Consider the following 23,670-nt stretch of genomic DNA (forward strand, 5'->3'; position numbering starts at 1 on the left):
TCTCGCGCTGTGGCGGCGGTGGGTGATCACGCTTGCTCGATGGCGGCGATGACGTAGCGACCGTCGACCTGGTCGGTGGTGATCCGTTGGCGGTACTGCGTCCCAGGCCCGTTCGGGCCGCTCTCGGTGAGAGTGAGGGTGTAGGAGCCGGTGCGCAGCGGGTCGATGTCGAGGCAGTAGGTGGTGCCGACCGGGACGGTGGCGATACCGGCGTCGAGGTTGGCTTCGACGGTGAACGGGGCACTTGCCGGGGCGTTCGGTGACACCAGAGCGTGCGCGGCCGCGCCCGATCGCTGGACGTAGTAGGCGTGCTCGAACGCGGCGATGACCCCGGGGCCGCTGTTCTGATCACCGGTCGGCATCGAGCAATCCGGCCCGGCGGCAACGGTTGTCGGCGCGACGGAGGAAGCGGCGATGGTGTCGGTGGCTGTCGTGTCCGGCTCGGAGTCGCCACCGCTGAACAACACAGCGGCGGCGACGGCCACGAACACGACAGCAGCCCCGGCTGCCGCGATCGCGCGTCGGCGCGATCGCGGCACACGGGGCGAGCTCGACGGCACCCCTGATCGGGCGGGGCCGGTGGCACTGGCAATCGGGGATGTCGTCGAACGGCGGATCATCTGGATGTGTCCTTCCTGGCTGGTTCAAATAGCTGGCTGTAGGGCGAATCAGGCGGGTGCGAACGCCGCCTGCAGGCCGCCGAGAGCGGCAGTGGCCTGATCGACCAGAGGAGCTGCAGCCGACTGCACCGTCTCGACCGTCTGAGCCACCTGCGGCTGTTCGAGGGCCTTCGAGGTGAAGCCCTGCACTGCCGAGGCCGCCGGTGCGGTCCACACCGACGCATTGTTGACGGCTTTGTCGACGATCGGAGCCGCGTTCTGGACTGCGGTGTCGGCCGCCGCGAGTACCTGGCGGCCGTTCGGGTCGGCAGCGAGAGTGTCGCGAACCTGCCCGACAGGGCCGGGGAGATCGACTGTCGCGGCCGGCGGGATCGTCGGGACGCTGTCGGCAGCCGGGGGAACCACCGCAGGCGCGGGGGCCGGCTCTTCGATGATCTGCTGCTCGCCGCCGAGAACGGAGGCACCGAGGATGCCGCCGATGACAGCGCCTGCGCCGGTCAGGCCCAGCACGATCGGTGCCGACAGTGCTGCGCCGACGCCTGCTCCCGCGAGTGCTGCCGCTCCGGGAACGAAGATGTATCCGATCGGCCCGGCCGGAAGAATAGCGACTGCACCCGCAGTTGTTGCCGCAAATCCGAGTGCGCCACCGATAGCGGCACCGGTGCCGGTGATGACTGCGGCCGGTACGACGGATGCTGCGAGGCCGACAGCGCCACCGGTGATGACACCTGTTGCGGTACCGGCGGCGATGCGGTCGGCGCGAGGAGCATCGGCGAACCCGTTGTCCACGAGCCAGTTTCCGCCGTCGGCCTGGAGCGCGGCCACGGTGTTGTTGAACTTCTTCACCTGGTTGCGGTCGACCAGGTTCGGGTCGTACGGCACCAGTTCTCCGCCGACGAGGACGTAGCCCTCAGGTGCGTCGATCGGGGCGATGACCTTGCGCTGCACGGTCGGGACCGGCGGCGGGGGCGGCGGAGTCGCCTGCAACGCCGGGGGTGCTTCGCTCGGAGCGGCCTGCGGCGCGGGAGTGGGCTCGTAGTAGCTATTTTGGTACGACGACTGCTGATTACCCGACTGATAGTCGTCGAAGCTGCGCCACTGAGTTTCCTGCACGCGCTGAGACGGTGGGATGAAGAACTCGCGCTCCTGAGTCGGGGCCGGAGGCGGGGTGGCCGGTGCCGACTGCGGTGTGCTCGTGACCCCCGGTTGTGATCCTTGAGGACTGGTCACTCCCGGCTGCGATGGTGCAGCTTGAGCAGGAGCGGCCTGCATGGTCAGGCCGGCGATCGTCACCGCCGCCACGGCGGGCAGCGATTTGATCACCCGCCCTCGCTTCTTGGATGAGCGGTGGTGTCCGGTGCCCTGTGATGCTGGCATTGGTGTCGATCCTTTCCTGGTGCGACCCGGCGATCGGGTCGTGCTGGTGAATGCGATTGCGGAGCAACCGTTCTGGCGACAATTGGTTTTAGGTAAGTCGGTGGAGAGAAGTGGATGGGTGCGTGCGATCCATAGGTTGTGGGCCAGTCGCACGCACCCATCACGTGCTAGAGGCTCAGAGCCAGCCGAAGACCACCGACCAGAACCACGGCTGCTGAAAAATCCACATCGGGTATCGGAATCCTTTCTGTGAGAACGGGTGTGAGTTCGAGGGGTGATGTCCCGGCGGGGCCGCGCAGTGCTGAACATGATGAAATGCGCTCACTGCGCGACCCTCGCGCCGGTCCACCGGTCGAGCTGCAGGGCGTCGGGGAGCTCCCGCAGCTCACGACTGGGCGTCCAAGCTGACCCCAGTCGAGATTGGGGGTCAGGCCACGTCGCTGAACTCGATAACTCGTCCCGGTTCGCTGGCGGGCTCACGGAACGTCATGTCGACATCGGTCCATTCACCAAGAAGTTCGCCCGTGTCCTCACACCGCAGCTGGTGGGTGTCGTGATCACCTATAGATAGCGAGCACACAACGAGGCCAGGAGCTCTGTCGTTGATTGCAGGACAAGGAGTCTGCGCGTGCCATACAGTTTTGGTGTGTAACGCTTGATGCGATGCGGGAGATTGCATAACTGTCTCCGATCCGGATTGCGGTTCGTATACATCCGCATAGGCTGGGAGAGCCACAACGGATACACCCGTGCCCTCGAAAGAGGTCGGGGTGCTTCTAAGTGGAGGGGACTCCGGATGCGTTTCGAGACGCCAATCACGGCGCATCTGGGGTCTGCTACTTCATAAATGGCACTGTCAGGGTGGAATTCTCACTTTCGGGTGGCTGTCGCTCATGCGATCGGTGCTGTTCGCCGACACCGCTGCTGCAGGTCGGTTCGGGTGCCGGTTTCGAGTGGATCGAAACCCGGGAAAGCCATCGCGAGAATTGACCAGGCGCGCCGAAGAAGCCGCATCGTTCCGCCTCGTGGCGGTCGATCGGCTGACCTTCGACTGGTAGTGCACCGGAATCACAACCCCCGTAAATGGCTTCCGTTGGCGAGCAGCACGAAATGCGCTCATGCATCGATCGCTGTCGAACAACTCAGACGGCGAGAATGCCTCCACGGAGGAGGTGCAGGCGTCAGCTAACCATGCATCAAAGCTCGTGGCAACTGTTTGCATCATGACCTCTACTGATTTCGCCGGGTTCGACCCTACAACGCGATGCTACGTTAACACACACCAGTTAACTCGTATAGGTGTCGCTGAAGTGCATGGGAGGGCTCTCGATGTCCATAGGATCGAACGAACAGGAGTCGGAAGCATCAGGAGTCAAAGACGTGTCCAGGAGTGGTGTGAGGCTCTTCAGTGGCGCACGACTCCGGCAATTTCGGGAACGAAAGAAGCTCTCCGTGGACGACCTGGCCGGCCTTTCAGGTGTATCGCGTCAAGCGATCTCCACATGGGAGACGGGCCGTGCTCAGCCAACGCCCGGTCCGCTACTTCGTGTCGCAGCCGCTTTGCAGACGACTGTGCCCGATCTCGTCCCAATACCATCGGGCGAGGTCACTATCAGCGACCTCAGGGTGAGGGTCGGGCTCACCCAGGGAGAAGCTGCGAGTGGGCTGGGAATCTCGGCGACGCTGCTGGTGGATATCGAGCGCGGACGGAAGCCGCTCAACGATTCCAGGGTCGATGCCTTGGCTGACCTCTATCAAGTGCCGGTCGATGAGATCAGGTCTGCGTGGCAGCGAGCGATCGACACGCGCGAAGCGCGATTGAAAACCCTCTAGATATCCTCTCCAGGATTTCTCACCCCTATCTCGAGCCCTTGCGGCGTGTCTCGACCGAACCTGACGCAATCGGTGTTATTCATATCCCTATGCCTAGTCCCGCGAAGCGCCACCGCGACCGGAAGAAGTCCTCTCTGTTCGTAGAGATCGATCCTGCCGTCGTGGACCGCGTTACCGCAGAAGCCGCAAAACGCGGTGTCAACAAGTGGGAGATCGTGGAAGCGGCTCTCGGCCTTGGGCTTGAGCGCCTAGCGCCGGCGAAGGAGCCCTACAGTTTGGATCTCCAGGGCTTGGACAAGACCGCATGACGCAGGTACAGGGCGAACGGAAATCTCGGAAGGACGGTGGTGACTGCTACTGACGTGGATTTGATGAGTCATGTTGCTAGTCAATGTGACTCGATGCAATCGAACTGAATCCGCAGTGAAGCAGACAGCCTGGAAATAGAAAAACCCCCGGCGGCAGGGCCAGGGGATTTCTAAGTTGTCGAGGAATCGAGTTGGTAGCTCGGAACCTCTGCTCTTCTGCTTATCCCCGAAGGGACTGTCTTGCTGGACAGGTCTCAGGGTACATCGCGCCCTGACGTAGGTACAAGATTTAACGCTCGTGTCGGCCCATCTAAGTTGACACCTGACAACGTGTGGAGACGTCTGTCTCCGCTGGTAGCCGCGCGTCGGTCCATGCGCGTGTGGAGTGCCGCTAGCGGCAAGTTCGATACTTCGCGGAGTCTGACGAAGCACCTACCGTCTGTGCCGGCTGCACTTCCGATCTATGCGCGCGGCCGCACGAGCCTGCTCGCGCTGGACTTCGACGCCAAACACCACACGCCAGAGCAGGTCGACGCCGATGTCGAACGTGCCTTGGGATGGCTCCACGAATGTGGTGCACGCACCGTCACCGACCGCTCGACGAGCGGCGGCCGCCACGTCCTGGTCCCCCTGGCCACCGACATTCCTCTGCGCGTCGACGACATCAAAATGGTGATGCAGCTGCTCGCTACTCGCCTGGTCACCTTGGACGCCACCCCGATGCTCAACGCGGACTGGGGATGCATCACTCCCCCCGGCTCCCCTTGCCGCGAGGGCGGCCACCGACTCCTCGACGGCACCCTCGACGACGCGATCGACGCCTTCACCGTTCGGTCGGACCGTGGTGTCATTGCTCGCCTGATCGCTCTGCTGGGCGGTGCAACCACCCCCCGGCACCGAACTCCCGCGGCCGCTGTTGCTGCCTCCCTTACCCAGGACGAACGCCTCGTCGGCGTCGGCCGAGATCGCCGCCTGGACCCGCGCTTCCACCGCGCCACAGCCGTCCCAGAGGCCGTCGAGTCGTACGCAGCCACGGGCAAGTTCACCAAAGCCCACAAAGCCCTTTGGAAATCCCCGTCGGAAGCACGCCAGTCCGTCATCAGCCACGCAGTTCTGCGCGGTGCCAGCGCTGCGGACATCGAGAAGGCGATCGCAACTACGAGGTGGGCAGGCCTGCGGCGCGCCTACCTCGACAAGTACGGCACCCACTCAGCCGCCGCGCTGCAACGAGACGTGGAGAAGGCCCTGACCTGGGCCGCAACGATCGTCCGGCCACTCCACGAACTCACGCACAAGAACATATACACAGGGGGGGATGGTTCTTTCCTGAAAGACCACGTTCGCCGCCAGTGGCTAGCGCACGCGCAGGCGTGGGTCGACGGAGAGTTTCTCGGTACCCGCCAACGCCCAGTCCTACTCGCGGTGGTGCAGGCGCTGGCCTACACGTCAGCTTTGGCCGGCGAATTGGTCGAGGGAGTTCCCGTGGTCGCAGTCGGGGGGCGAAGCTTGTCTCATGCAGCGGGGCTGATGTCGGAATCGACCGTGTGGAGTGCACTTAGACTGCTCAGAGAGACCCCCGGCTCTCCTTTGCTGCTGGTATCGCGCGGGGCGGGCCGAGAGGCCGACCGCTACGCCCTGACTACTCCAGCAGCGATCCAGGGCCCAGGACGGGCGCGTATGGAGCGAGCGCGGGTGGAACCGGTACACCCGGCATGGAGCGTGCTCGGTCTACGTGGCCGAGCGTTGTACGAGCTGATCAAGGCGGGCCTCGCCACCAACGTCGACGACGCATTCGCTGCCGCCAAGCTCAGGCCCTCAAATGGATACGCAATCCTCGCGGATCTGACGACCGCTGGGCTCGTCGAACGGAACAAGGCAGGCCTGACGCTAGGACGCCGCACATTGGACGACCTAGCGGTCGCTCATGGGCTCGGAACCATCGCAGCCGACCGTGTTGTCCGGCACCGAGCAGAACGGCTGTTGTGGCAGGTGTGGTTGGAAAGCCGCTTCGCTCCCCCACCACCGAATGGCGGAGCGTTCGAGCTGACAATGCAACCGCCGGCTGCCACCGCCATATCTCTGATTGATGAACGCGATTCCGAACGGCTGTGGGCAGTTAGATTTGCCGAAGGCCCACCGGTGAGAGACCCGGTGCTCGACGCGATCGAATTGCTGGGAGATCAACTCGGTGCGGTGATCGTCGCCCGATGACGTGGAAACGGCCGGCGAAGGTCTCCGCGAAAATCCGATCGCTTGGTTGCTAGGTCACCACATTGCCGGTGGCGCGACGCACTCACCGATCTGAATGAGCGCTGCTCGAACGTTTTTGCCGCCGGAGGGACGTGCTTCGCCGATCGCGGTGATGGTCATGTCGGCCAGTAACCAGTCATCGTCGCCTGGAAAGCGAAGATGCAAAGGAATGGAGGATTTCTTCTCGGATCCGTCCAAGATCGCGGAGCGAACCAGATCAAGTGCCTCGGCGGTTTTCGGGTGAAACTCCGGGTTGTGGCGCTCCCACTGGTCGAACGGCGGCGGTGGTGTCTTCAACCATTCGAAGACGATGCCAGTGTTGAGATCCAGATGTCCGAGGCCTGCGTCGGCGTCTTGCGCTGTGAGCTGGGCGGCCGCTCTGGCGATTTGTCGATCCGACATGCCTGGCACCTTCTCAGCGCCCTCTGTGGTGTCGTGCAGTAGACCGACGATGCGCCGGCCGTCTGGGGCGATCCGCGCTCTGACGGACATGTCGATTCGGCGTTGAATACCGTTCGCATCGGTGAGGTAGATCGGCGCGTCGAAAGACTCTCCGGACGCGAACTCGTCGCAGGAAAGAGCATCCAGATACTCGCGATATGCCTCTTCGGCGTCGAACCGGTCGAAGTGCTTCCAGATCTCCTGGAGTGTCCTGGTATCGGCTCCATCGTCCAAGCCCAAAATTTGCTCATCGTGGCCAGGTCCGTGTTTCGTCACTTGACGTTCGACGTCGAACTCGAACGTGCCGACAGATTCGGCAGTCGGCGGCGTTCCGTCAGAATTGCCAGCCCAAATTTGGACTCCGAACACACCGGAGGGGCCGATGATCGGGACACCGAGCACCACCACTCGTTCGTAAGCTCCACGGCCGAATACGGGCTCGAGCACCGTATCTCCCGTCAAGACCACCTCGGGGATCACTTTTTGGATCGTGGTGAATGTCTTCCGGGTGTCAGTTCGTCGCTCGATGCTGGTGAAACTACGGTGGCCACTTCCCTTGGCGACGACCGTGGGCTCGATTCCGTCGGCGAACCCCAGCGTCTCGATCACAAGCCACTCGCTCCAGCTTGGGTCCGACTGTTCTGAGTTCTCGTTCGCCATGCCAAAATCCCCGTTCGCCGATCATCTTTTGGTCTGTAGCTCTTCCAGTGCAGCTCGGTCATGCGAGCAGAACACTTCTACACCTATGTGTTGGCTGTGCGCCAACTCCTTGAGCCGCGCGTGGTTGATGGCGATGCGTTTCGTATCCGCGGCCAGCATCGTCTCCAGGGCTCGCAGTCCGCGTGATCTGAGGCTCGCTCCACCAGGTCGCATCTCGATCGACGATCGATCGTAGAAGGCGTCGCCAGCATGAAAAAGCCATCCCCGTCGGGCCGCTCTGATAGCAACACCCGCGTGCCCGACAGTGTGCCCGGGCATCGGGACCAATGTGAAGTCGTTCAACCCGGCTACCGGATAGCTGGTGGAAAAGCCCAGGAACGGTTCGCCCTCCCCCGCATAGGTTTTCACGCGCATGTCGAGTGGTAGGTGATGCTCGCGGTACCGGAGCTTCGCCGTGATTGCCGGCCGGGCACTGGCAATAGCATGCTCTGTGGCCGTGACATGCACTATCGCGTCCGGGAAGTCGCGGGCGCCGCTGATGTGGTCGTAGTCCAGATGCGTGCATACGATATGGCGAACGTCGCTGGCGCTGTACCCTATTCGCTGCAGTTGTACCAGCGCGGTTTCGTTCTGCTGCAGTGCCGGTCCCAAGACCAATGCAGCTTTTCCCAGCGCAGCGGGCGTTGCAATGTCGGCACTGCCGATTCCGGCGTCGACCATGACAAGGCCATCATCGGTCTCGCACACCACCACGTGGGTTACCAGGCCGAACCGGAAAGACCCGCAATTGAGATGGTGGACAGTCTGCACACCGGCCATGACGTACCTCACTTCGGATGAATGGCGATCCTGGAGGCAACAGCCTTCAGGGAGCGCACACGTCCGAAGCCGAATATCGAAGCTTGGGGAAACCCACTGTGAGAGCGAGCTGCGTCGAGGTCGATGCTATCGGTGCCAGAGATCTACGTCCACGGCATCTCGGGGTCGACACTGCACGGTAGGCGATGGATGCCGCTAATGAAGGCCGAGAGGACAAGGTCCGGGGGCGTCGATGCAAGGTGGGGGTACCGAGCAATCAGATGCTTCAGCAGGATGCGGACTTGGAGTCGCGCGAGATGCATTCCCAGGCAATGGTGCGGATCGCGAGCACCGAAGCCGAGCTGTCGGCTCGCGTTCGAACGGGTCACATCGAACCGGAGGGGATCGGGAAAGACCGCCTCGTCGTGATTGGCTGATAGGTACCACATCACGACCTTGTCCCCTGCCGCGATCGTGCGGCCTCCCACCGATGCTGTGGCGGTCGCCGTGCGCCGCATGTACGGGACGGGTGAGGCCCACCGAACTACTTCGTCGATAGCACCGTCGATATGACTGTCGAAGTCGTCGATGAGCAACTTCAGCTGATCAGGATGAGTGGTCAGCAGGTGTGCCGCCCAGGCCAAGGTTTGGCGCGTCGTGTCGTACCCAGCGGTGATCAACAGGATGAGAAAGCTCGCGAATTCCTCGACCGTGAGCTCTGCGCCCTCCGTAGCCCCGGTCGCCGAGGACCGCAGAAGGCGGGAGATCACGTCATCGGACGGGTTCGTCTTTCGTGAAGCGCCCAATTGCGCTGCATACGAGTAAATCTCGACCACACTCGGTGACATTCCCGGCGAATTGGTAAACAGCTCATTGCTGTTCCCCACCACCTGATCCGTCAGTTGCTTGATCAGATGGTGGTCGGACGGAGGGATGCCCAGGAGTTCGCAGATCACAACGAGAGGCAGCTGGCCCGCCACAACGTTCACGAAGTCGAACTCTCCGGATACCGGAATGGCATCGATCAATACCTGAGCGTGTCGATCGATGGTTCCAGCGATCTGACGCACCGATCGATGCGTGAAGGCACCCTGGACAATGCCGCGGAACCGGCGATGTTTGGGGTCGTCCATGGCGATCATCGAGCCGGCGAACGCAAGTGCTTCAGCTGGAAAATCGGCAATCGTGAAACCTGCAGCCGAAGAGAATATTTCGGGACGTCGGCTTACATCGACTACCTGATCGTAACGAACGATCGACCAGAATCCGGATCCCCCGGGCTCGTCGTGAAACTGTGGTGCGCTTTCCCTCAGCTGCCGGAACCGGTCGAGCCGTCTATCGAATGAGGTGTCCCAAAATTCCTGCGTCGCAGGCGATAAGGGCACTTCAACCGTATTTGATAACACATGGACCCCCGAGTCCTTGAGCTGACATTGTGCGTCGATCGTAAGTGTCGGCCACACCTGACGGCGATACGAAACCAACCGAGCAGCCGTGACGGTACAGTTCGCCGAGGGTGCTCGGTTGGATAAACCCCCCGAAGCAGACCGCCGCTCAGCTTTGTCATCGCTGCCCACGAGGAGAATCTGTGCGTCCCACGGAAAGCCTGGACGACCTGGTGACGGTCATATCGACAATCCTCATGCCGGCGGACGCCGACACTGCTCAAACGGCGTTCGGGCGAGTCCTCAGAACGCTGGTCGAGCATTTTCGGTGCGATGCTGGCTTCCTTCGGCGCAACGATCACGAGATCAGAGCCAGCATCATGGTCACCGAGTGGCCGATTCGCCCTGACGCCCCTGTTCCCGACCCATTGGGAACGGTCTACTTCGACAATGCAGACTCGGTATTCGCCCAATCGGAACACCTCGCAGCCCCCGTCGTGTTCAGGCCGGGCAAGGACATCGAGGACTATCGGCAACGAATCGAGGCCGCATCAGGACATGCCGCAACGTCAACGGTGGTCGTTCCGCTGCTGGGATCTCGAACCGAAGGGGTTCTCGGGCTTGTGCACCTCGGAGACAGGCCTTGGTCGGCCAAAGAAACCAACGCCCTGATGGTCGTCGCAACGATGCTCACGCAGGTCCAAGGGCGAATCGAGGCGCAGGAGTCGCTTCGACTTGCGGCGTTGCACGACTCTTTGACGGGGTTACCGAACAAGCTCGGGATCACCAATGAGCTCGACCACCGGCTAACCGACGTGAGAGCAGAGGACCCGGTCACGGTGCTCTTCTTCAACTTCGACCGCCTCGAAGCTCTCAACGACTTTCATGGACATGCCGCCCGGGACTTCTATCTGGAGTCGCTGGTGAGAACCCTCCGGAAGGTGCTCGGCGAGGGTGCGTTCTTGGGCAGGTGGGCAGACCACGAGTTCATCGCGCTGCTTCAACCCAGGCAAACCGACTCGACCGACGCCGCGAAGCTGCTGTCCCCCAGTGCTGTTGCCGCGAGAGTTCTTGAAGCTGTGGCAGAAACTACGGTGCCGATCGGCGGCGACTCGATTACTCGCACAGTCTCCGTTGGAGTGACCACGGCCTTTCCTGGCGTCGACGAGGTCCACGAATCAATCGTGCACGCTGATCAAGCCGCCCTGGTAGCCAAGCGTAGAGGTGGGAATGGAGTGGCCTTCTTCGATCACACCATTCGCGCGGCGAGCTCGCTGAGGAACGACGTCGAGCTGCATTTGCACGCCGCCATCCACGACGACGATCTGGTGCTGCACTACCAGCCAGAAGTCGACCTTGTGTCAGGCCGTGTCACTGCCGTTGAGGCGCTCGTACGTTGGCAACACCCTCAGAGGGGTCTCCTGCCCCCCTCAGCGTTCCTAGCCGTGGCGGAAGGTTCTGATCTGGCGATCGAGCTTGGCGAGTGGGTTCTGGGCGCGGCTACGTCGGCGTACGCGGGCTGGCTGCGTGAGTTGCCGAACCTCGACGTCGTGTTGAGTGTGAACGTCTCCCCCAACCATCTACTCGCCCCGCGGTTCCTTGACACCGTTGATGTTGCGCTCTCCCAGAGCGGCATGGACCCCGGCAGGTTGTGTTTGGAAGTAACAGAACACAGTGTCGTGCAAGACACCGAGCAGACAGCCAAGGTGCTCTCGCAAGTAAGGGACCTCGGAGTGAAGGTTGCGATCGACGACTTCGGTACAGGCTTCAGCTCACTGATCAATCTGAAGATACTTCCGGTCGACGTGGTCAAGATTGATCGCGAGTTCGTCCGAAACCTAGAGCATGACTCGCATGACCAGGCGATCGTCCGGGCCGTTGTTTCTTTGGCGGATTCGTTCGCCCTGAAGGTTGTTGCGGAGGGAGTCGAGTCAGCAGCAGCGAGCAAGGCGCTGATTTCATTGGGCTGTACGAGCGTGCAGGGCTATTACTACTCAAGGCCCGTGACTGCCGAGAGCGTGAAAGCTATGTTCTCAGTCCCATTCGAGGGTGTTCGATAGCGGACTGGCCATCCAGCCGACCGCGAATTCCCCGTTGTGGGCGAAGACATGAATCCATCGTAGGGCGGCCGCGGCTGCTTGGCCGGGACGAGCAAGCCCTTTTCGAGTGAACAATAACAGTAATACCAGTATTGACATCAATAATGTCTGCTATGTGTGAAGCTGAGTAGGGATGCGCTGTCGGCTCGCGGTGGCATGTCCGCCCTTCCGTCCATCGAGTGAGTTAGACGACTCGGCTTTGCGTCGTGTCGTGTCCGGAGCGCGGGCGCTCTCGCCGGAACCCGTGGAACTTCTTCGCAGCCATCGACGGCAAGTGATTGCCAGTATTATTGCTAATACGTCCTGACCGGGCGATCTATCCACTCGACCGGGCCGAAGTGTGCCGGGCGTTCCCATCATTAGCAGTAATACTGCTAATGATGCTACTGTATGTGACAGTATTACTGGCATAGCTGTTAATGCTGGTGTAGGTGGTATTAACAGTGATAACGTCAAAGTTGGCATTGGCAGTCTTGACTGTATTCATGCTTATAGCAGTAATGCTGACATTGCCGCTTTTGGCAGCATTACTGTCAAAATCTGAGGATGTCATCGTCCATGTCGAAGCCGTCATGTCTTAGCCGAGAGGGGCCCACCAAATCGTGAGCGCAGATGCAGCTTATGACCGCGAGCGAGTTATCGCCTTCATCAACGGCAAGGGAGGTGTCATGAAGACGACGCTGTCGGCCAATGTGGGAGGCCTGGCAGCGGCCTCCGGCTATCGCGTCCTCATCGTCGACTTCGATCCTCAGGGAAATCTCGCAGAAGATCTCGGCTACACCGAGACTGACCGCGACGACCATGGTCGTGCTCTTGCAGCCGCTCTGACGTTTGGGGGAGTGGTCGAGCCAGTCAGAGGTGTTCGTGAGAACCTCGACGTCCTGACAGGTGGCGTCCATTTGGAACAGGCCACAGCAGCCCTCGCATCCAAGGCTGCCAAAGATCCGCACGGAGCAAAGCTCGCTCTTGCAGCCCTCCTGAGGCCGCTGGCCGGCGACTACGACCTCATCATCATCGACTGCCCGCCAGGTGACGAGACGTTGCAGAACGCTGCTCTTGCCGCAGCTCGTTGGGCGGTTGTGCCGATTAAGAGTGATGCTTCGAGTCGGAAAGGGCTCGCAGCCGTCGCTCATCGGCTCGACGCTGTCCTTGAGATCAACCCCAGTCTCGACCTTCTTGGTGTCGTTCTGGTGGGCGTCGGCAAGTCAGCGACTGCAGTTCAAGAGCGTGCGCGCAAGCTCGTCGCCGAGGCATTCCAGGACGACAGCGTCCTCTTCAGCGGGGTCGTGCGTCATTCCGAGGCCACCGCGCAAGCAACCAGGGAACGTGGGCTCCTGGTGCATGAACTAGACGATGCAGTTCGCAAAGGGCCGAAGTGGTACGAGGTCATCCGCGGGGAGGCGCAGGCACAATCCCTTGCGCCCAAGTCCTCAGGATCCGTCGCAGACGATCTCCTCGCCATCACACAGGAAATGATCGCGCGCATCACCGCTGCAGAACAGAAGGCGAACGCATGACCGAGCCCACGCAGAATCGCATCGTTTCAGGACTGGCTCCACGCCGACCACAGGTCACGGGCGACCTTTCAAGACTTCAAGCGAAGAATCGAACACCGGTACCGCCGCCACCATCGACGTCGACCCCAACCGAGACACCGTCAGCAACCACGGACGAGAACGCAGGTAAGAAGCGAATCACCGTCTATATCGACAACGAGATCTTCACCCGTGCCCGCGGTGTCCACAAAGCGACAGCGCACCTCGAAGACGACCGATCGTGGTCACAGTTCATCGAGAAAGCCCTGCTCCGCGAGGTCGAAGCGCGCGAACGCTCACACAACAACGGAAAGCGGTACAGCGGATCCGACACCCCGCTGTCACCCGGTCGACCACTTTCGTCGTAACCCAAAGCCGCGTTCCCTCATCGAATGCAACCCCGACTCGGGGGCCCCGGCAGTGCGGACACACCACCGGGGCCGTCGGCCACAGGCAATCTAAGGAGCTGTGACCTATGAACAACCGTAACGCTGACCAACCAACCAAAGTCTCCGGCACCGACTCGGCCAAAAATAGCGAGCCGGCTGAAATCCACCCCGCCATCATCAAGTGGGCCCTCGGCATCGGCCTCGTCGTCGCCATCGCTGTGACCGCATCAAGCTTCAAGCTCAGCTTTTCCACCCTCTACGACCTCGCGACCATGGCACGGCTGGGCGACTCCGCCTGGGTGATCCCCGTCGTCCTCGACGGACCGATCCTCGTAGCCGGCATCTTCCGCGTCGCCCTGTCACAACACACCGACAGGGCGACGGTAATCGGCCGGCGCTTCATCATCGCCGTCTACACGCTCGCTGGGCTGGCCAGCATGGCAGGCAACGCCTACCACGCAGTTCTCACCGTCACCGATCTCAACGCCGGAGTCGCCGCCGCACTCGGAGCGCTCGCACCCCTAATGGTGATGACAATGTGCGAAATGATGTCCATCGGGATCAGCGCCCCGCGACACCACCGAGCGAAACCCACAAACGCCGCAGTGAGCGATTCAGCTCCGTTCGACACCGCATCCGTCGACAGCGCCGATGAACAGCTCGCCACTACCACCGGAACCCCCAGCGATGCCGAGCAGCTCGAGGCGTACATAGACGAAGAAGGGAATCTCGCTCAGGTCGTATGGGATACCGCTGACGTTTACCTCAATCACCCAACAGCGATGGGCAAGTTCAACAAGACCGCTGATGTGCTTGGTGTCTACCCGAACACAGTGCGGGCGCGCTATGACAAATGGGTCGAATTTCAACAGAAGTTCGCAGCCGCCAAAGCGGCCCCGCGGGCCATGTCGGCTTCGGAAAACGAGGCACTGGCTGAAAGCTCGAACGACCTCTCCCCGTTCAATGAAAAGTCCGACGGTGCTGCTCCGGTCGCCTACGCGGGGGCGACGCAATGACACAGCAACGAGCTGTGAAGATTCGCTCGGCGGTCACATAGCTGTGTCGGCTTCTGGCCTTCGCGTAGCGGAGTCAAGCGAGAGCCACACCCTCCGGATCCATCACATTGAACCCGCCGTCACAGAACTCTCTCGACGCGACCAACGCACCTAGCATGACCGGCCACCAATGGTTCGGGCCGTACGTCTTTTCCTTCGATACTCGCTCGATCATGAGGTGCTCCGCCACCTGTGTTCCACCCCCATCGCTGAAATGACGCCGCAGGGAATACAGCATGCCCGTGATATTTTCTATGGCCTCGTCCGCGTACCGAGTGGCCAATTCGAGTTCGTCGAACTGGTTCGAGTGAACGCTCCATACTTCCTCAGACATTCCAGGGGATTTCGTTACCATAAACCTGATAAAAACAGAAACGCCTACAGAAACCTTTGCCGTAAGGTGTGGATGCGGCGTTTCGGGAAGTTTGTCGAAGTAGGGATGTAAAAAACGCCGACCGCCCCCTGGGTGTGCATATCTATTGAGCTTTTTCCCGTTACATGTCTTGCATATAGGAACCAAGTTGGGGGCGTAAATGGAGTACTCCCCGAACTTGGAGCGAGGGAGGTAGTGGTCGACTTCCGTTGCTTTAATCTGGTAGCAATAAGGGCATTTACGCCAAGGGGTAGAATCTAGGATTCTGCCCCTCAATCCTTTGAAATGAACCAGTTTGAGATAGTATGCGTGGTCGGATAATATAATTTGATCGCTTTCTGAAATCTTCGACTCTGTTTTTGGTCCGTCTTTGTCCATAACGCGATCCAGATATTTTTCGTATAGATCGAACACTACTGCTTGAAGGGAAGTCGATTGAGTTCGGCCATGTTTTTTCTCTTCGGCAGCAACGTGAAGGTAGTATTCCTTGTCGTCAATCAGCGGTTGGTTTGCTCCGATCACTGCCGATTCCTGTAATTAGCTACAAGAGCTCTGCCTTGAACGCTGAGTCCTTCTTTGAACATACCGTCAATCTCGTCCAAGCTGTACTGCTCAGCTAGCGATCGAAGGATTCCCTGGTAATCGGTCGCGCTGTTGTCGAGCGAGAAGACGTGTCTGGTTATTGCGCCTATGTTTTCGGCAAACGTTTCGATTTCTGGTTGCCGGAGGCTCGCTGGGCCGTCTACGTCCCGCTCGAGGATGTGTACAAACCGTGACGGTATTTCCTGCACTACAACAGGGCTGTGCGTTGCGATGATCGCGAAAGAGTTGCTGGCGGCCAAGAGTACCTGTACTGCTCTGAGAAGGGCTGCAACCAGAGGTGGGTGGAGGTGAGTCTCCGGCTCGTCGATTAGTACCAATGCTCGGGTGCGAAGGTGTAGAGCTAATTGTGTAACAATGTTTAGGACAACCTTGTGTCCGGTGCTCAGTTCTTTGAATGAATCTACGGCATCGGCCTGACTCACCTGGCCTAGTTGGGTCAACTCAATTCCAGCTTGCCCGAAAGAAGGCTCGCTAGCCAGAGCTTCGAAGGCTGAAATAAGATGGTGACGGGTTTCCAAGCCGCCAATCTCGGTAAGCGCCTCGACGAATTCACCCTCGATTTCCTTGATCGACTTTAGCTCGAACGTGTCCCCGGCATCACTCGTCTGACGGCGCAGCCCACAGTAAACATATCCGAAAGCAGTAGTTAAGTGCCGATCCAATAGCTCGGAGTCTCGGATGTCGAGAATACTTTCCGGGGTCTCAAATGTGTCGAAAGCGCTGTATGAGATTGCAACGACCGCGCCGAAAGTTGTATCTTTTCCATGAATTTCGGAGCGCTCTTGCTCTTGCTCTTCAGCACCCCTGATCGCCGCCAATGCTAGGTCGGCTAACAATGTAGTTTTTCCTACCCCATTATAACCTATGAGGATGTTGCACCTGCCCGGTAGGTTGCCGGAATCATTAAAGTCGAATGGAATGTGGCTTGTGTAACCATCTCGATTCCAAACAAAATTGAAAGACATGCGGTCTTTGCTGAGTTCGCTGCCTTGTAGGAGCTTCCGCCCTGCCTTTAGGGTGTTGAGCGCCTGACCGAATCGCAATAAGGAGGTGGTCCAACCGTGTTCAGTGTAGAACTGATCTTCGATGTCGGGGTCGGAGACTGCGTCCCGAAGGGCGGCGAGGTAGGAACGCCTTAGATCATCGGGGAGCTGCATCAATGTCTCGTAGTACTCGATGCTCTGCCCAATCGAACAGAAATCGGGTCCGAGCTCACTGAACTGGTCTTCGATCCCTGGCCGGCCTTCTGTCTGACTCCGTCGAAGAATCTTTACATTCCCAAGTTCTAGTTCTACTTCGTCCTCGCCATCAGAGGTGGGATCGAGTCGGAGTGACACCGAGTACATCGTCTTATAGCCGTAGTCATCCCAGCTGTCCGGCCATAACTTGACATAGGGCGGAGCGGGCAGCTGGCGAGATTGCCTGGCTACGAAAAAAGTCAGCGTTCTCTGCCTGCGTCGCACGCTCAGAGTCTAGCTGGCTATCTGGTGGCTGTTGTCTGTTGTTCGCAGCCTGCTCCTGGCCGGCTGATCAAGTGATCGATTGCTCCTGCCTGGCGGAGCGCATGCATCAGAAACGGTCGTTTCTGGGGCATCGATCGGTGAGACACGGACGCGGGCCGAACGAAGGCGCGATCGCAGGCCGCCGGCGCGGGCCCGAACAGGGGCAAAAGCCGTTTAAGCCCCGACGGATCAACATTCGAGACTCAATCGTGATGTGTCTCAGAAACCTGTCTCAAGCTCTGACGCGTCGCCTGTGCCTTGTCGGCCGTTTCTGAGACAGTCATCCTCGTGAGCGCCGTTTTGGGATACATGAGGGTCTCGACCACCGATCAGTCGCTGGATCTACAGAGAGACGCACTGACAGCCGCCGGCTGTTTCCGCATCTGGGAAGAGGTCGCATCCGGAGCGGACAAGGACCGCCCTCAGTTGCAGCTGCTCCTCGAGAGCGTGCGCGCCGGCGACGTCGTCGCAGTATGGCGACTCGATCGACTCGGCCGCTCCCTGAGCCACCTCATCGAAACCGTCAACCTCATCGAAACCAAGGGCGCAACACTCCGCAGTCTCACCGAGGGGATCGACACCTCGACAGTCGGAGGACGCCTGACCTACAACATCTTCGGATCCCTCGCCGAATTCGAACGAGACCTCGTCAAGGAACGCACCATGGCCGGCCTCGCAGCCGCACGAGCTCGCGGCCGCATCGGCGGTCAACCAGCCAAGATCGACGCCGAGAAAGCTCGCCACATCCGAAGGATGCTCGACGACGGCACACCCAAAACCGAGATCGCATCAGTACTCGGCATCGGCAGAGCCACCCTCTACCGACACCTCGCCGCGCTTCAGTCGATGGCGGGAGAGAGGCGCGAGCGTCTCTTCCCACCCCCTGCCTCAAGCGCTCAATGCAACTGCGACGATGTCACCGGTACGTGCGCACCATTCCCTGAATCGGGTCGAAGGCCGGCGGCACATCGAAATCGACCTGCGCAGTCTCCGTCTGCACGTCGTCATCGCTCGGCGTCGCAACCTCCGGCAGAACACGCCAGCGAGCGCGCGGATCACTCTCACCAGGCTAATCCGACCTGGTCACAGCAAGCTCCGAATCCGCCAGAGCGACACCCCTCGGACGAACAAGCGGGCTCAACAGCCCGTGGTCGTCGCAACGGTCAACACATCCCTTTTCATCTCACGAGTCCCCACTGCCGCAACCGCCTACCGACCGCCGAGAAAAGCCCGACGCCCTGGCCGGACGGCGACAGGTCCTCCTCGCCCTCGGCGATGCTGTGCACGATGGCATCGGCCGCCCGTTCCCGCTCCCGCTCCTGCCGCATCACCGCCGTCTGGTCGTTGGCCTTTCCCTCGGTGTTGCGAACGAGCTCCTCGGCCAACGTCACAAGCTCATCGCTATACCAATACCTTTGAGATATACGGCTTCCCACAACAAGAGCGGACTCCGAATCCCACTGGCCCGAAGCAGGCTCCCTGACAAGCAAACCGGCGAAAATGTACTCGCCCCAGTGGTAGCTGAACGCCCACCGCTCCGGCACGGTCGAATCATCCTCACCCTCGTCGACATAGCGATGGCGATAGAACTGATCTGCCTGGTCACCTCTGTCGAGCCGTGCCGTCAATTCATCCAATGCGCGCTCACCATCGACGCCAGGTCCAACAGCGACAAGCTCCTCACCCCACTGCGAGAGCTCGTCACGGACCTCATCGACCGACAGGAACCGGCCAGCCACCAGAGGATGAAAAATTCTCCCGTAGAACACATCTGCCATCAACAACACCCCCTTCAACACATTCGATGGAACCGGATCACCCCAACACCTTACGAAGATCCACCGCACTAGACCACCACGCCGCTACCGCGACACCCCCTGCGCCACATCGGCCCGTGCGGCATTCCGTCAGAAATACGCAATTGGATTACGTGACGGATGCGGATGCGTTGTCACCGAACCGATTCGAGGATCGTCCTCGATCAGCTTCCCCTCGATTCCATACCGACCACCGATCTTGAACACAGCGTCGACTGTCGCCACCGCGAGCACCACCTCACCGTCCTCACCGGAAGAGATGAGCTCCACCTCGTCGCACGCTAACGCCCGATCCGCGTTGAACACCCACTCGTACCGTCCACGCTCCCAATACTCAGCCGGCGTCAAACCCGGCTTGTACCCACCGATCGAACTATCACTCCGAACCACTTGCTTTGCACCCAAACGGATTTGCATCGTCCTTGTCATGAAGAGCTCCCTGTTGATGTCGACAGTGCGGTCAACGCCTCTGAGTGCCGAGGCCGGCTCCCCACCGCCGCAATCGCCCACCAACCGACGAGAAAATGCCGCCGGTCGAGTCGGGCTCCGCAAGTAGATCGTCAAGACTCTCCTGTTCGGAAGCCAAGTCGGATGCGCGTTCGTCCTCCCGCAGCTGACTCATCACCGCAGTCTGATCATTGACCGTGCCCCGGGTATTGCGAACCAGAGTCTCCGCGAGCCCCACAAGCCTCGGGCTGTGCAGATACGTGCACGAAATGCGGTTTCCCACCACGAGAGCCGACTGTTCGTCCCACTGGCCCGAAGCTAGATCTCTGAGCAGCAAACCGGCGAAAATGTGCTCGCCCCAATGGAAGCTGAATGCATATCGTTCCGGTGCCGCCGGATCGTCCTCGTTTTCGCCGGCATAGCGATACCGATGGAACTGATCCGCCATGTCACCCCTGCGGAGCCGAGCTTCCAGATCGTCCAACGCCGCCCAATCGTCGGTCCCAGGACGAACGGAAACAATCTCCTCGCCCCACTGCGATAGGCACTGGTACACCTCAGCAAGCCACCGGAACGAGCCAGCCGCCAACGGATGAAACGTCTGCTCGTAGAACACATCTACCATCGCGCGCACCTCCAAATATCTCGGATCGAACTCGAATCTCCCGGCCTACGTCACCGTGTATATGAGCATATGTTAGCCGTATATCGGCAATAGTTCGCGGTATATGCGGTTAAGTATCGAATCATCGGAGACACGAGGGCAACACCAGTGCTACCGCGACACCGAGCGTGGTCGAGCTCCGTCGCTCCCGCACAAACGTCTCGCGAACTCCACGGCCGGGAGGTGGCCACCCCGCCGGCGTCGACGAGCGAGCGGTGTTCCGCCTCCGGCGGTGCCGGCCACCCTGCGGGCGTCCCCCGAACCGAGCTCCGCTGCGCTCCGCACCGTAGAAGAGATCGAATTTCTTGTCGCACATCTGGCTCCCGGCGATACTGCATCACCCGTGCCCGCCGCCTCAACCCCGCGCTCCGCTGCGCTACGGCCAAGGCTCCGAACACTTTTCGTCCCACGCTCGCTGCGCTCCCACGAAAACTGTCCGAGACGCAGGGTTGCCCCGTCGTCCCCGTGCGCTGCTGTCTCTCCTCACGCCAGATGACAGCGACAAGAAATTGGCAGAGCAGCAAGTCCAGTCAGCACACCAGTAGGGGAGAGGCCCACACCATGAACGCAATCACCGTCACCCACACCGCCGAAGACGGAACCCTCATCGACGGCACCAGCAAAGGCGACGGAACGAACGCCATCCTCAAAGCCCACGGCTGGCGCTGGTTCCCCAGCCTGTCCACCTGGGGCATCCGCAACAGCCGAGACCGCGCACCGAAACGCCACATCATCACAGCCACCGCCGACGCGCTCCGCGCCGCCGGATTCGACGTCGACATCGACATCGACCCCACAGCCAGGCCCACCGCGCTCGTCGAAGCAGATCGCACCGCCCGCCAAGCCGCCCGCGTCGACGCCCTCGCAGCGAAAGCCGAACGGCGCAGCACGCAGGCAGAACATGCCTGGGACGCCGAGGAACGCGCCGTCGACGCACTTCCACCGGGCGGCGAACCGATCAAGATCGGCCACCACTCCGAAGGCCGGCACCGGCGTGCCATCGACAAAGCCCACAACGCCACCCGCAAAGCGATCGACGCAACCGATGCAGCCAAAACCGCCCAGCAGCGAGCCGACGCAGCCGCGGTGACCACCCGCGCCCGCTACAGCCCCGAAACCGTCGCCAACCGCATCAGCACCCTCGAAGCCGAACAACGAGCCGACCAGCGCCGACTCGACGGCCACGAGCGAACCCTGTTCATCCACCACGGGGTTCGGCACACCGAGAAGACCTCGCCCGCTACAGGCGCACAGCGTGAGCAGATCATCGCCCGCATGGCAGAGCGCGCCGACCAGATCACCTACTGGCAGCAGATCCGCGCCGAGCAGATCGCAGACGGCACCACCACCGACTACGGACCCGACACCATCGCAGTAGGCGACCGGATCGCCTGGCGCGGCACCTGGTACCCGGTCAAACGCGTCAACAAGAAGACCGTCACAATCCCCTCCATCGTCGGAGGCAGCTGGACCGACACCATGCCGTACACCAAGATCACCGGCCACATCCGCGCCGCCGACTACGACGCCGCCCGCACCGAACAGCAGGCGAAAGCCAGGGCGCAGTAGCCGCGATCCCAGGGCCGCGTCCCACCCGTTGTGGGGCACGGCCCGGGCCACCTGCGGTGTCCACCGAATCGAACTCCGCTGCGCTCCGTCCTGTGAAAAGAGCAATTTCTTTCGCACATCTGGCTCTCTCCGAGCATGCGTCACCCTGGCCCGTCTTACCCACCCCTGACTCCGCGATGCTCCGGCCCTTCGGGCTCCAGAAACTTTTCAAAGCGCCTGCGGCTGAAAACTTTCCGTCCCAGGGGCAGGACGCCGTTCCATGCCGCCGCCTTCTCTCCCCAAGCCAGATGACGGCGAAAGAAATTGGCACGAGCGAAGGGCCGGGGGAGCCGGTCCCGCGAGCGAAGGAGAGCCCGACATGCCGAAGAACACCACCCGCCCCGCACGCACGAGCACCGCAGCAGGAAACGCCCAGACCCCCGCCATCGTCACCCACACCACGGTCATCGTCACCGGACCCCAGAACGCGACCATCAGCATCACCGCCGCAGGCACCGAGCACGCGCAAATGGTCGTCGCGTTCGGGCACCTCATGATGACCTTCCGCAGCGCCGAAGCGGTCTGCGACGTCATCGCCGGATTCGCCACCGTCCGATCGGCCCTCGCCGGAGCCGACGGACACGCCCCTTACCCGCAGCAGCCCGGCGCAGAATTCGGCGCACCCGCAATCTCGATCCTCTGGCTCGGCGGCCCCGAACACACGGTGATCCCCGGTGCCCGCTACATCCCCGAGCAACGCCGCACCGTGCACTGGGTGGACCTGCACATGGGGCCGATCACCTGGCGCGTCACCGACCGCGTCGGCTACGACACCCTCATGGACGAATTCCGCCGAGTCCACCGCGCCGCAGTCGGCGTCTTCCTCGACGGAGGCCGCTACCGCCGCGACCCGTCCAAAATCCTCGACTCATTTGACGACTGACCGCAATAACACACCTCGGCCCCGCACCCGCGGGGCCGAACGTGTTCATCCACAGGCCCCGACCCCGCTCCACAGACCACCGAAATTCCGGTTCGCGTCGCACGACTCGCTGCGCTCCCCGTGCGACGCTGAGCAGCAAGCAGCCACCCACTTCAGGCCAGAAAGGGAAGCCACCGCCGATGATCACCTGGACCGTCACCACCCGCCCCGAGAACAGCCCCGAACTCCTCACCGCCAGCGGCGCCGACACCACCCTCGCCGACGCCAAGAGAGCCGCCGCAGACGCCGTCCGCTACGCCCTCCTCGACGCCGCCGAGCACACCTCACCCGACAACGGCTGCGCACCGTCCTACCTCGTCACCCTCGACGGCACCTGCGCCCTCATCGTCGGACTCGGTCGCTGCCGACCCGCCAACTACAACGGCGTCCTCGACAGCCTGGAACGCTTCGACGGCACCGCACCACCACACCTGCTCTACACGTGAGCCGACCGCGACCCCCAGGAAAGGAACCACCCACGTGCCCGCACAAGCATGGGTCACCCTCATCGTCGGCATCCTCGCCACCATCGGCGTCACCGCCACCCTGCGCCAACGAACCAGCAGCGAGAACCGAGCTCAGGCCTGGCAGCGCATCAGCTGGTGCCTCGAGCTCACCACCAGCGACGACGACGCCGCCGCCGAACTCGGCTGGACGATGTACAGCACCGTCAGCAAATCCAAACTCATCACACCCACCGAACGCGACGTCATCCGCACCGTCAGCGAACACGCCATGCGCCGAGCACTGGCGCAAGACCCCGACACCGAGGACACTGAACCTCAGACCGACACCACGGAGGACCCGCGATGACCACCACCGAACGCCGAACCACCCGGCGACCACGCCCCCGCGTGGCAGCAGCGGCCGCCCGCGCCTACGTCGAAACCGCCGAATACGACAACGTCGACGTCCCCGACTGGATCCGCGACGTCGCCGCCGGCAAAGACACCAAACCCCCCAAAGACTGACCAACTCACGAAC

At 61.3% G+C, this 23,670-nt stretch carries 21 protein-coding genes and 1 pseudogene; 12 read left to right on the top strand and 10 right to left on the bottom strand.

The features are described from left to right. Positions 1 to 26: 26 nt before the first annotated feature. A complete protein-coding gene (locus tag CH285_RS04860; protein WP_255032181.1) occupies positions 27 to 620 on the bottom strand; it encodes a hypothetical protein in 594 nt (197 codons plus the stop codon). A 48-nt stretch (positions 621 to 668) separates the two neighbouring features. Beyond that, complete coding sequence (locus CH285_RS04865) at positions 669 to 1,997, bottom strand: hypothetical protein (protein WP_255032183.1); 1,329 nt, start codon at positions 1,995 to 1,997, stop codon at positions 669 to 671. Between the two features lie 1,329 nt (positions 1,998 to 3,326). On the opposite strand from CH285_RS04865, the gene CH285_RS04870 reads away from it, so the two are divergent. After that, a complete protein-coding gene (locus CH285_RS04870; protein ID WP_241257678.1) occupies positions 3,327 to 3,830 on the top strand; it encodes a helix-turn-helix transcriptional regulator in 504 nt (167 codons plus the stop codon). Positions 3,831 to 4,579: 749 nt separating this feature from the next. Then, positions 4,580 to 6,349 carry a hypothetical protein gene (locus CH285_RS04880; protein ID WP_094644657.1) on the top strand — a complete coding sequence of 590 codons (1,770 nt, stop codon included), beginning with the start codon at positions 4,580 to 4,582 and terminating at the stop codon, positions 6,347 to 6,349. A gap of 54 nt (positions 6,350 to 6,403) precedes the next feature. On the opposite strand, the gene CH285_RS04885 is transcribed toward CH285_RS04880, so the two are convergent. The 3 genes from CH285_RS04885 to CH285_RS04895 all read right to left on the bottom strand — a co-directional run bounded on the left by CH285_RS04885 (position 6,404) and on the right by CH285_RS04895 (position 9,750). Beyond that, complete coding sequence (locus CH285_RS04885; protein WP_094644656.1) at positions 6,404 to 7,489, bottom strand: GAF domain-containing protein; 1,086 nt, start codon at positions 7,487 to 7,489, stop codon at positions 6,404 to 6,406. A gap of 21 nt (positions 7,490 to 7,510) precedes the next feature. Next, the gene (locus CH285_RS04890; protein ID WP_094644690.1) at positions 7,511 to 8,308 is read right to left on the bottom strand and encodes an MBL fold metallo-hydrolase; all 798 of its coding nucleotides are present in this window, start codon (positions 8,306 to 8,308) and stop codon (positions 7,511 to 7,513) included. A gap of 143 nt (positions 8,309 to 8,451) precedes the next feature. Next, positions 8,452 to 9,750: a cytochrome P450 gene (locus CH285_RS04895; protein ID WP_373454720.1), complete on the bottom strand. Its 1,299-nt coding sequence runs from the start codon at positions 9,748 to 9,750 to the stop codon at positions 8,452 to 8,454. Positions 9,751 to 9,875: 125 nt separating this feature from the next. On the opposite strand from CH285_RS04895, the gene CH285_RS04900 reads away from it, so the two are divergent. From CH285_RS04900 to CH285_RS04915, 4 genes are all read left to right on the top strand, one after another. Further along, positions 9,876 to 11,732, top strand: coding sequence for a putative bifunctional diguanylate cyclase/phosphodiesterase (locus CH285_RS04900; protein ID WP_094644654.1), 1,857 nt, complete (start codon positions 9,876 to 9,878; stop codon positions 11,730 to 11,732). Positions 11,733 to 12,373: 641 nt separating this feature from the next. Next, positions 12,374 to 13,288, top strand: a complete 915-nt coding sequence (locus tag CH285_RS04905) for a ParA family protein (protein ID WP_094644653.1) — start codon at positions 12,374 to 12,376, stop codon at positions 13,286 to 13,288. Beyond that, positions 13,285 to 13,674 (top strand): ParB family protein, encoded by a 390-nt coding sequence (locus CH285_RS04910; protein WP_094644652.1) that lies wholly within the window; start codon positions 13,285 to 13,287, stop codon positions 13,672 to 13,674. Before CH285_RS04905 ends, CH285_RS04910 begins: the two co-directional genes overlap by 4 nt. Before the next feature lie 107 nt (positions 13,675 to 13,781). Further along, the gene (locus CH285_RS04915) at positions 13,782 to 14,711 is read left to right on the top strand and encodes a DUF2637 domain-containing protein (RefSeq protein WP_094644651.1); all 930 of its coding nucleotides are present in this window, start codon (positions 13,782 to 13,784) and stop codon (positions 14,709 to 14,711) included. A 73-nt stretch (positions 14,712 to 14,784) separates the two neighbouring features. On the opposite strand, the gene CH285_RS04920 is transcribed toward CH285_RS04915, so the two are convergent. Both CH285_RS04920 and CH285_RS04925 read right to left on the bottom strand, forming a co-directional pair. Next, on the bottom strand, positions 14,785 to 15,645 hold the full coding sequence (locus tag CH285_RS04920) for an HNH endonuclease (RefSeq protein WP_141215027.1): 861 nt from the start codon (positions 15,643 to 15,645) through the stop codon (positions 14,785 to 14,787). After that, positions 15,642 to 17,189: an AAA family ATPase gene (locus CH285_RS04925; RefSeq protein ID WP_141215028.1), complete on the bottom strand. Its 1,548-nt coding sequence runs from the start codon at positions 17,187 to 17,189 to the stop codon at positions 15,642 to 15,644. The genes CH285_RS04920 and CH285_RS04925 overlap by 4 nt, the downstream gene beginning before the upstream one ends. Before the next feature lie 348 nt (positions 17,190 to 17,537). On the opposite strand from CH285_RS04925, the pseudogene CH285_RS28220 reads away from it, so the two are divergent. Next, positions 17,538 to 18,005, top strand: a pseudogene (locus CH285_RS28220) (recombinase family protein); the annotation flags it as partial. A 401-nt stretch (positions 18,006 to 18,406) separates the two neighbouring features. Here the strand turns inward: CH285_RS28220 and CH285_RS28225 are convergent. From CH285_RS28225 to CH285_RS04945, 3 genes are all read right to left on the bottom strand, one after another. After that, complete coding sequence (locus CH285_RS28225; protein ID WP_255032190.1) at positions 18,407 to 19,006, bottom strand: hypothetical protein; 600 nt, start codon at positions 19,004 to 19,006, stop codon at positions 18,407 to 18,409. A gap of 129 nt (positions 19,007 to 19,135) precedes the next feature. Continuing rightward, complete coding sequence (locus tag CH285_RS27440) at positions 19,136 to 19,315, bottom strand: hypothetical protein (protein ID WP_141215029.1); 180 nt, start codon at positions 19,313 to 19,315, stop codon at positions 19,136 to 19,138. A gap of 190 nt (positions 19,316 to 19,505) precedes the next feature. Beyond that, complete coding sequence (locus CH285_RS04945) at positions 19,506 to 20,117, bottom strand: hypothetical protein (RefSeq protein ID WP_141215030.1); 612 nt, start codon at positions 20,115 to 20,117, stop codon at positions 19,506 to 19,508. 600 nt (positions 20,118 to 20,717) lie between these two features. Between CH285_RS04945 and CH285_RS04950 the strand changes: the two genes are divergently transcribed. The 5 genes from CH285_RS04950 (at position 20,718) to CH285_RS27775 (ending at position 23,657) form a co-directional block, all read left to right on the top strand. Continuing rightward, the gene (locus CH285_RS04950) at positions 20,718 to 21,725 is read left to right on the top strand and encodes a DUF3560 domain-containing protein (protein ID WP_094644645.1); all 1,008 of its coding nucleotides are present in this window, start codon (positions 20,718 to 20,720) and stop codon (positions 21,723 to 21,725) included. Between the two features lie 358 nt (positions 21,726 to 22,083). Next, positions 22,084 to 22,647, top strand: coding sequence for a hypothetical protein (locus CH285_RS04955; RefSeq protein ID WP_094644644.1), 564 nt, complete (start codon positions 22,084 to 22,086; stop codon positions 22,645 to 22,647). Positions 22,648 to 22,826: 179 nt separating this feature from the next. Continuing rightward, entirely contained in the window at positions 22,827 to 23,132 is a 306-nt protein-coding gene (locus tag CH285_RS04960) for a hypothetical protein (protein ID WP_094644643.1), read from the top strand. 34 nt (positions 23,133 to 23,166) lie between these two features. After that, positions 23,167 to 23,499 carry a hypothetical protein gene (locus CH285_RS04965; RefSeq protein WP_008720911.1) on the top strand — a complete coding sequence of 111 codons (333 nt, stop codon included), beginning with the start codon at positions 23,167 to 23,169 and terminating at the stop codon, positions 23,497 to 23,499. Beyond that, complete coding sequence (locus CH285_RS27775) at positions 23,496 to 23,657, top strand: hypothetical protein (protein ID WP_167735582.1); 162 nt, start codon at positions 23,496 to 23,498, stop codon at positions 23,655 to 23,657. The genes CH285_RS04965 and CH285_RS27775 overlap by 4 nt, the downstream gene beginning before the upstream one ends. The last annotated feature ends 13 nt before the right edge of the window (positions 23,658 to 23,670 follow it).

Origin of the sequence: Rhodococcus sp. 05-2256-B1 (genome assembly GCF_002258465.1) — a bacterium.
In the GTDB taxonomy this organism is placed as follows: domain Bacteria; phylum Actinomycetota; class Actinomycetes; order Mycobacteriales; family Mycobacteriaceae; genus Rhodococcoides; species Rhodococcoides fascians.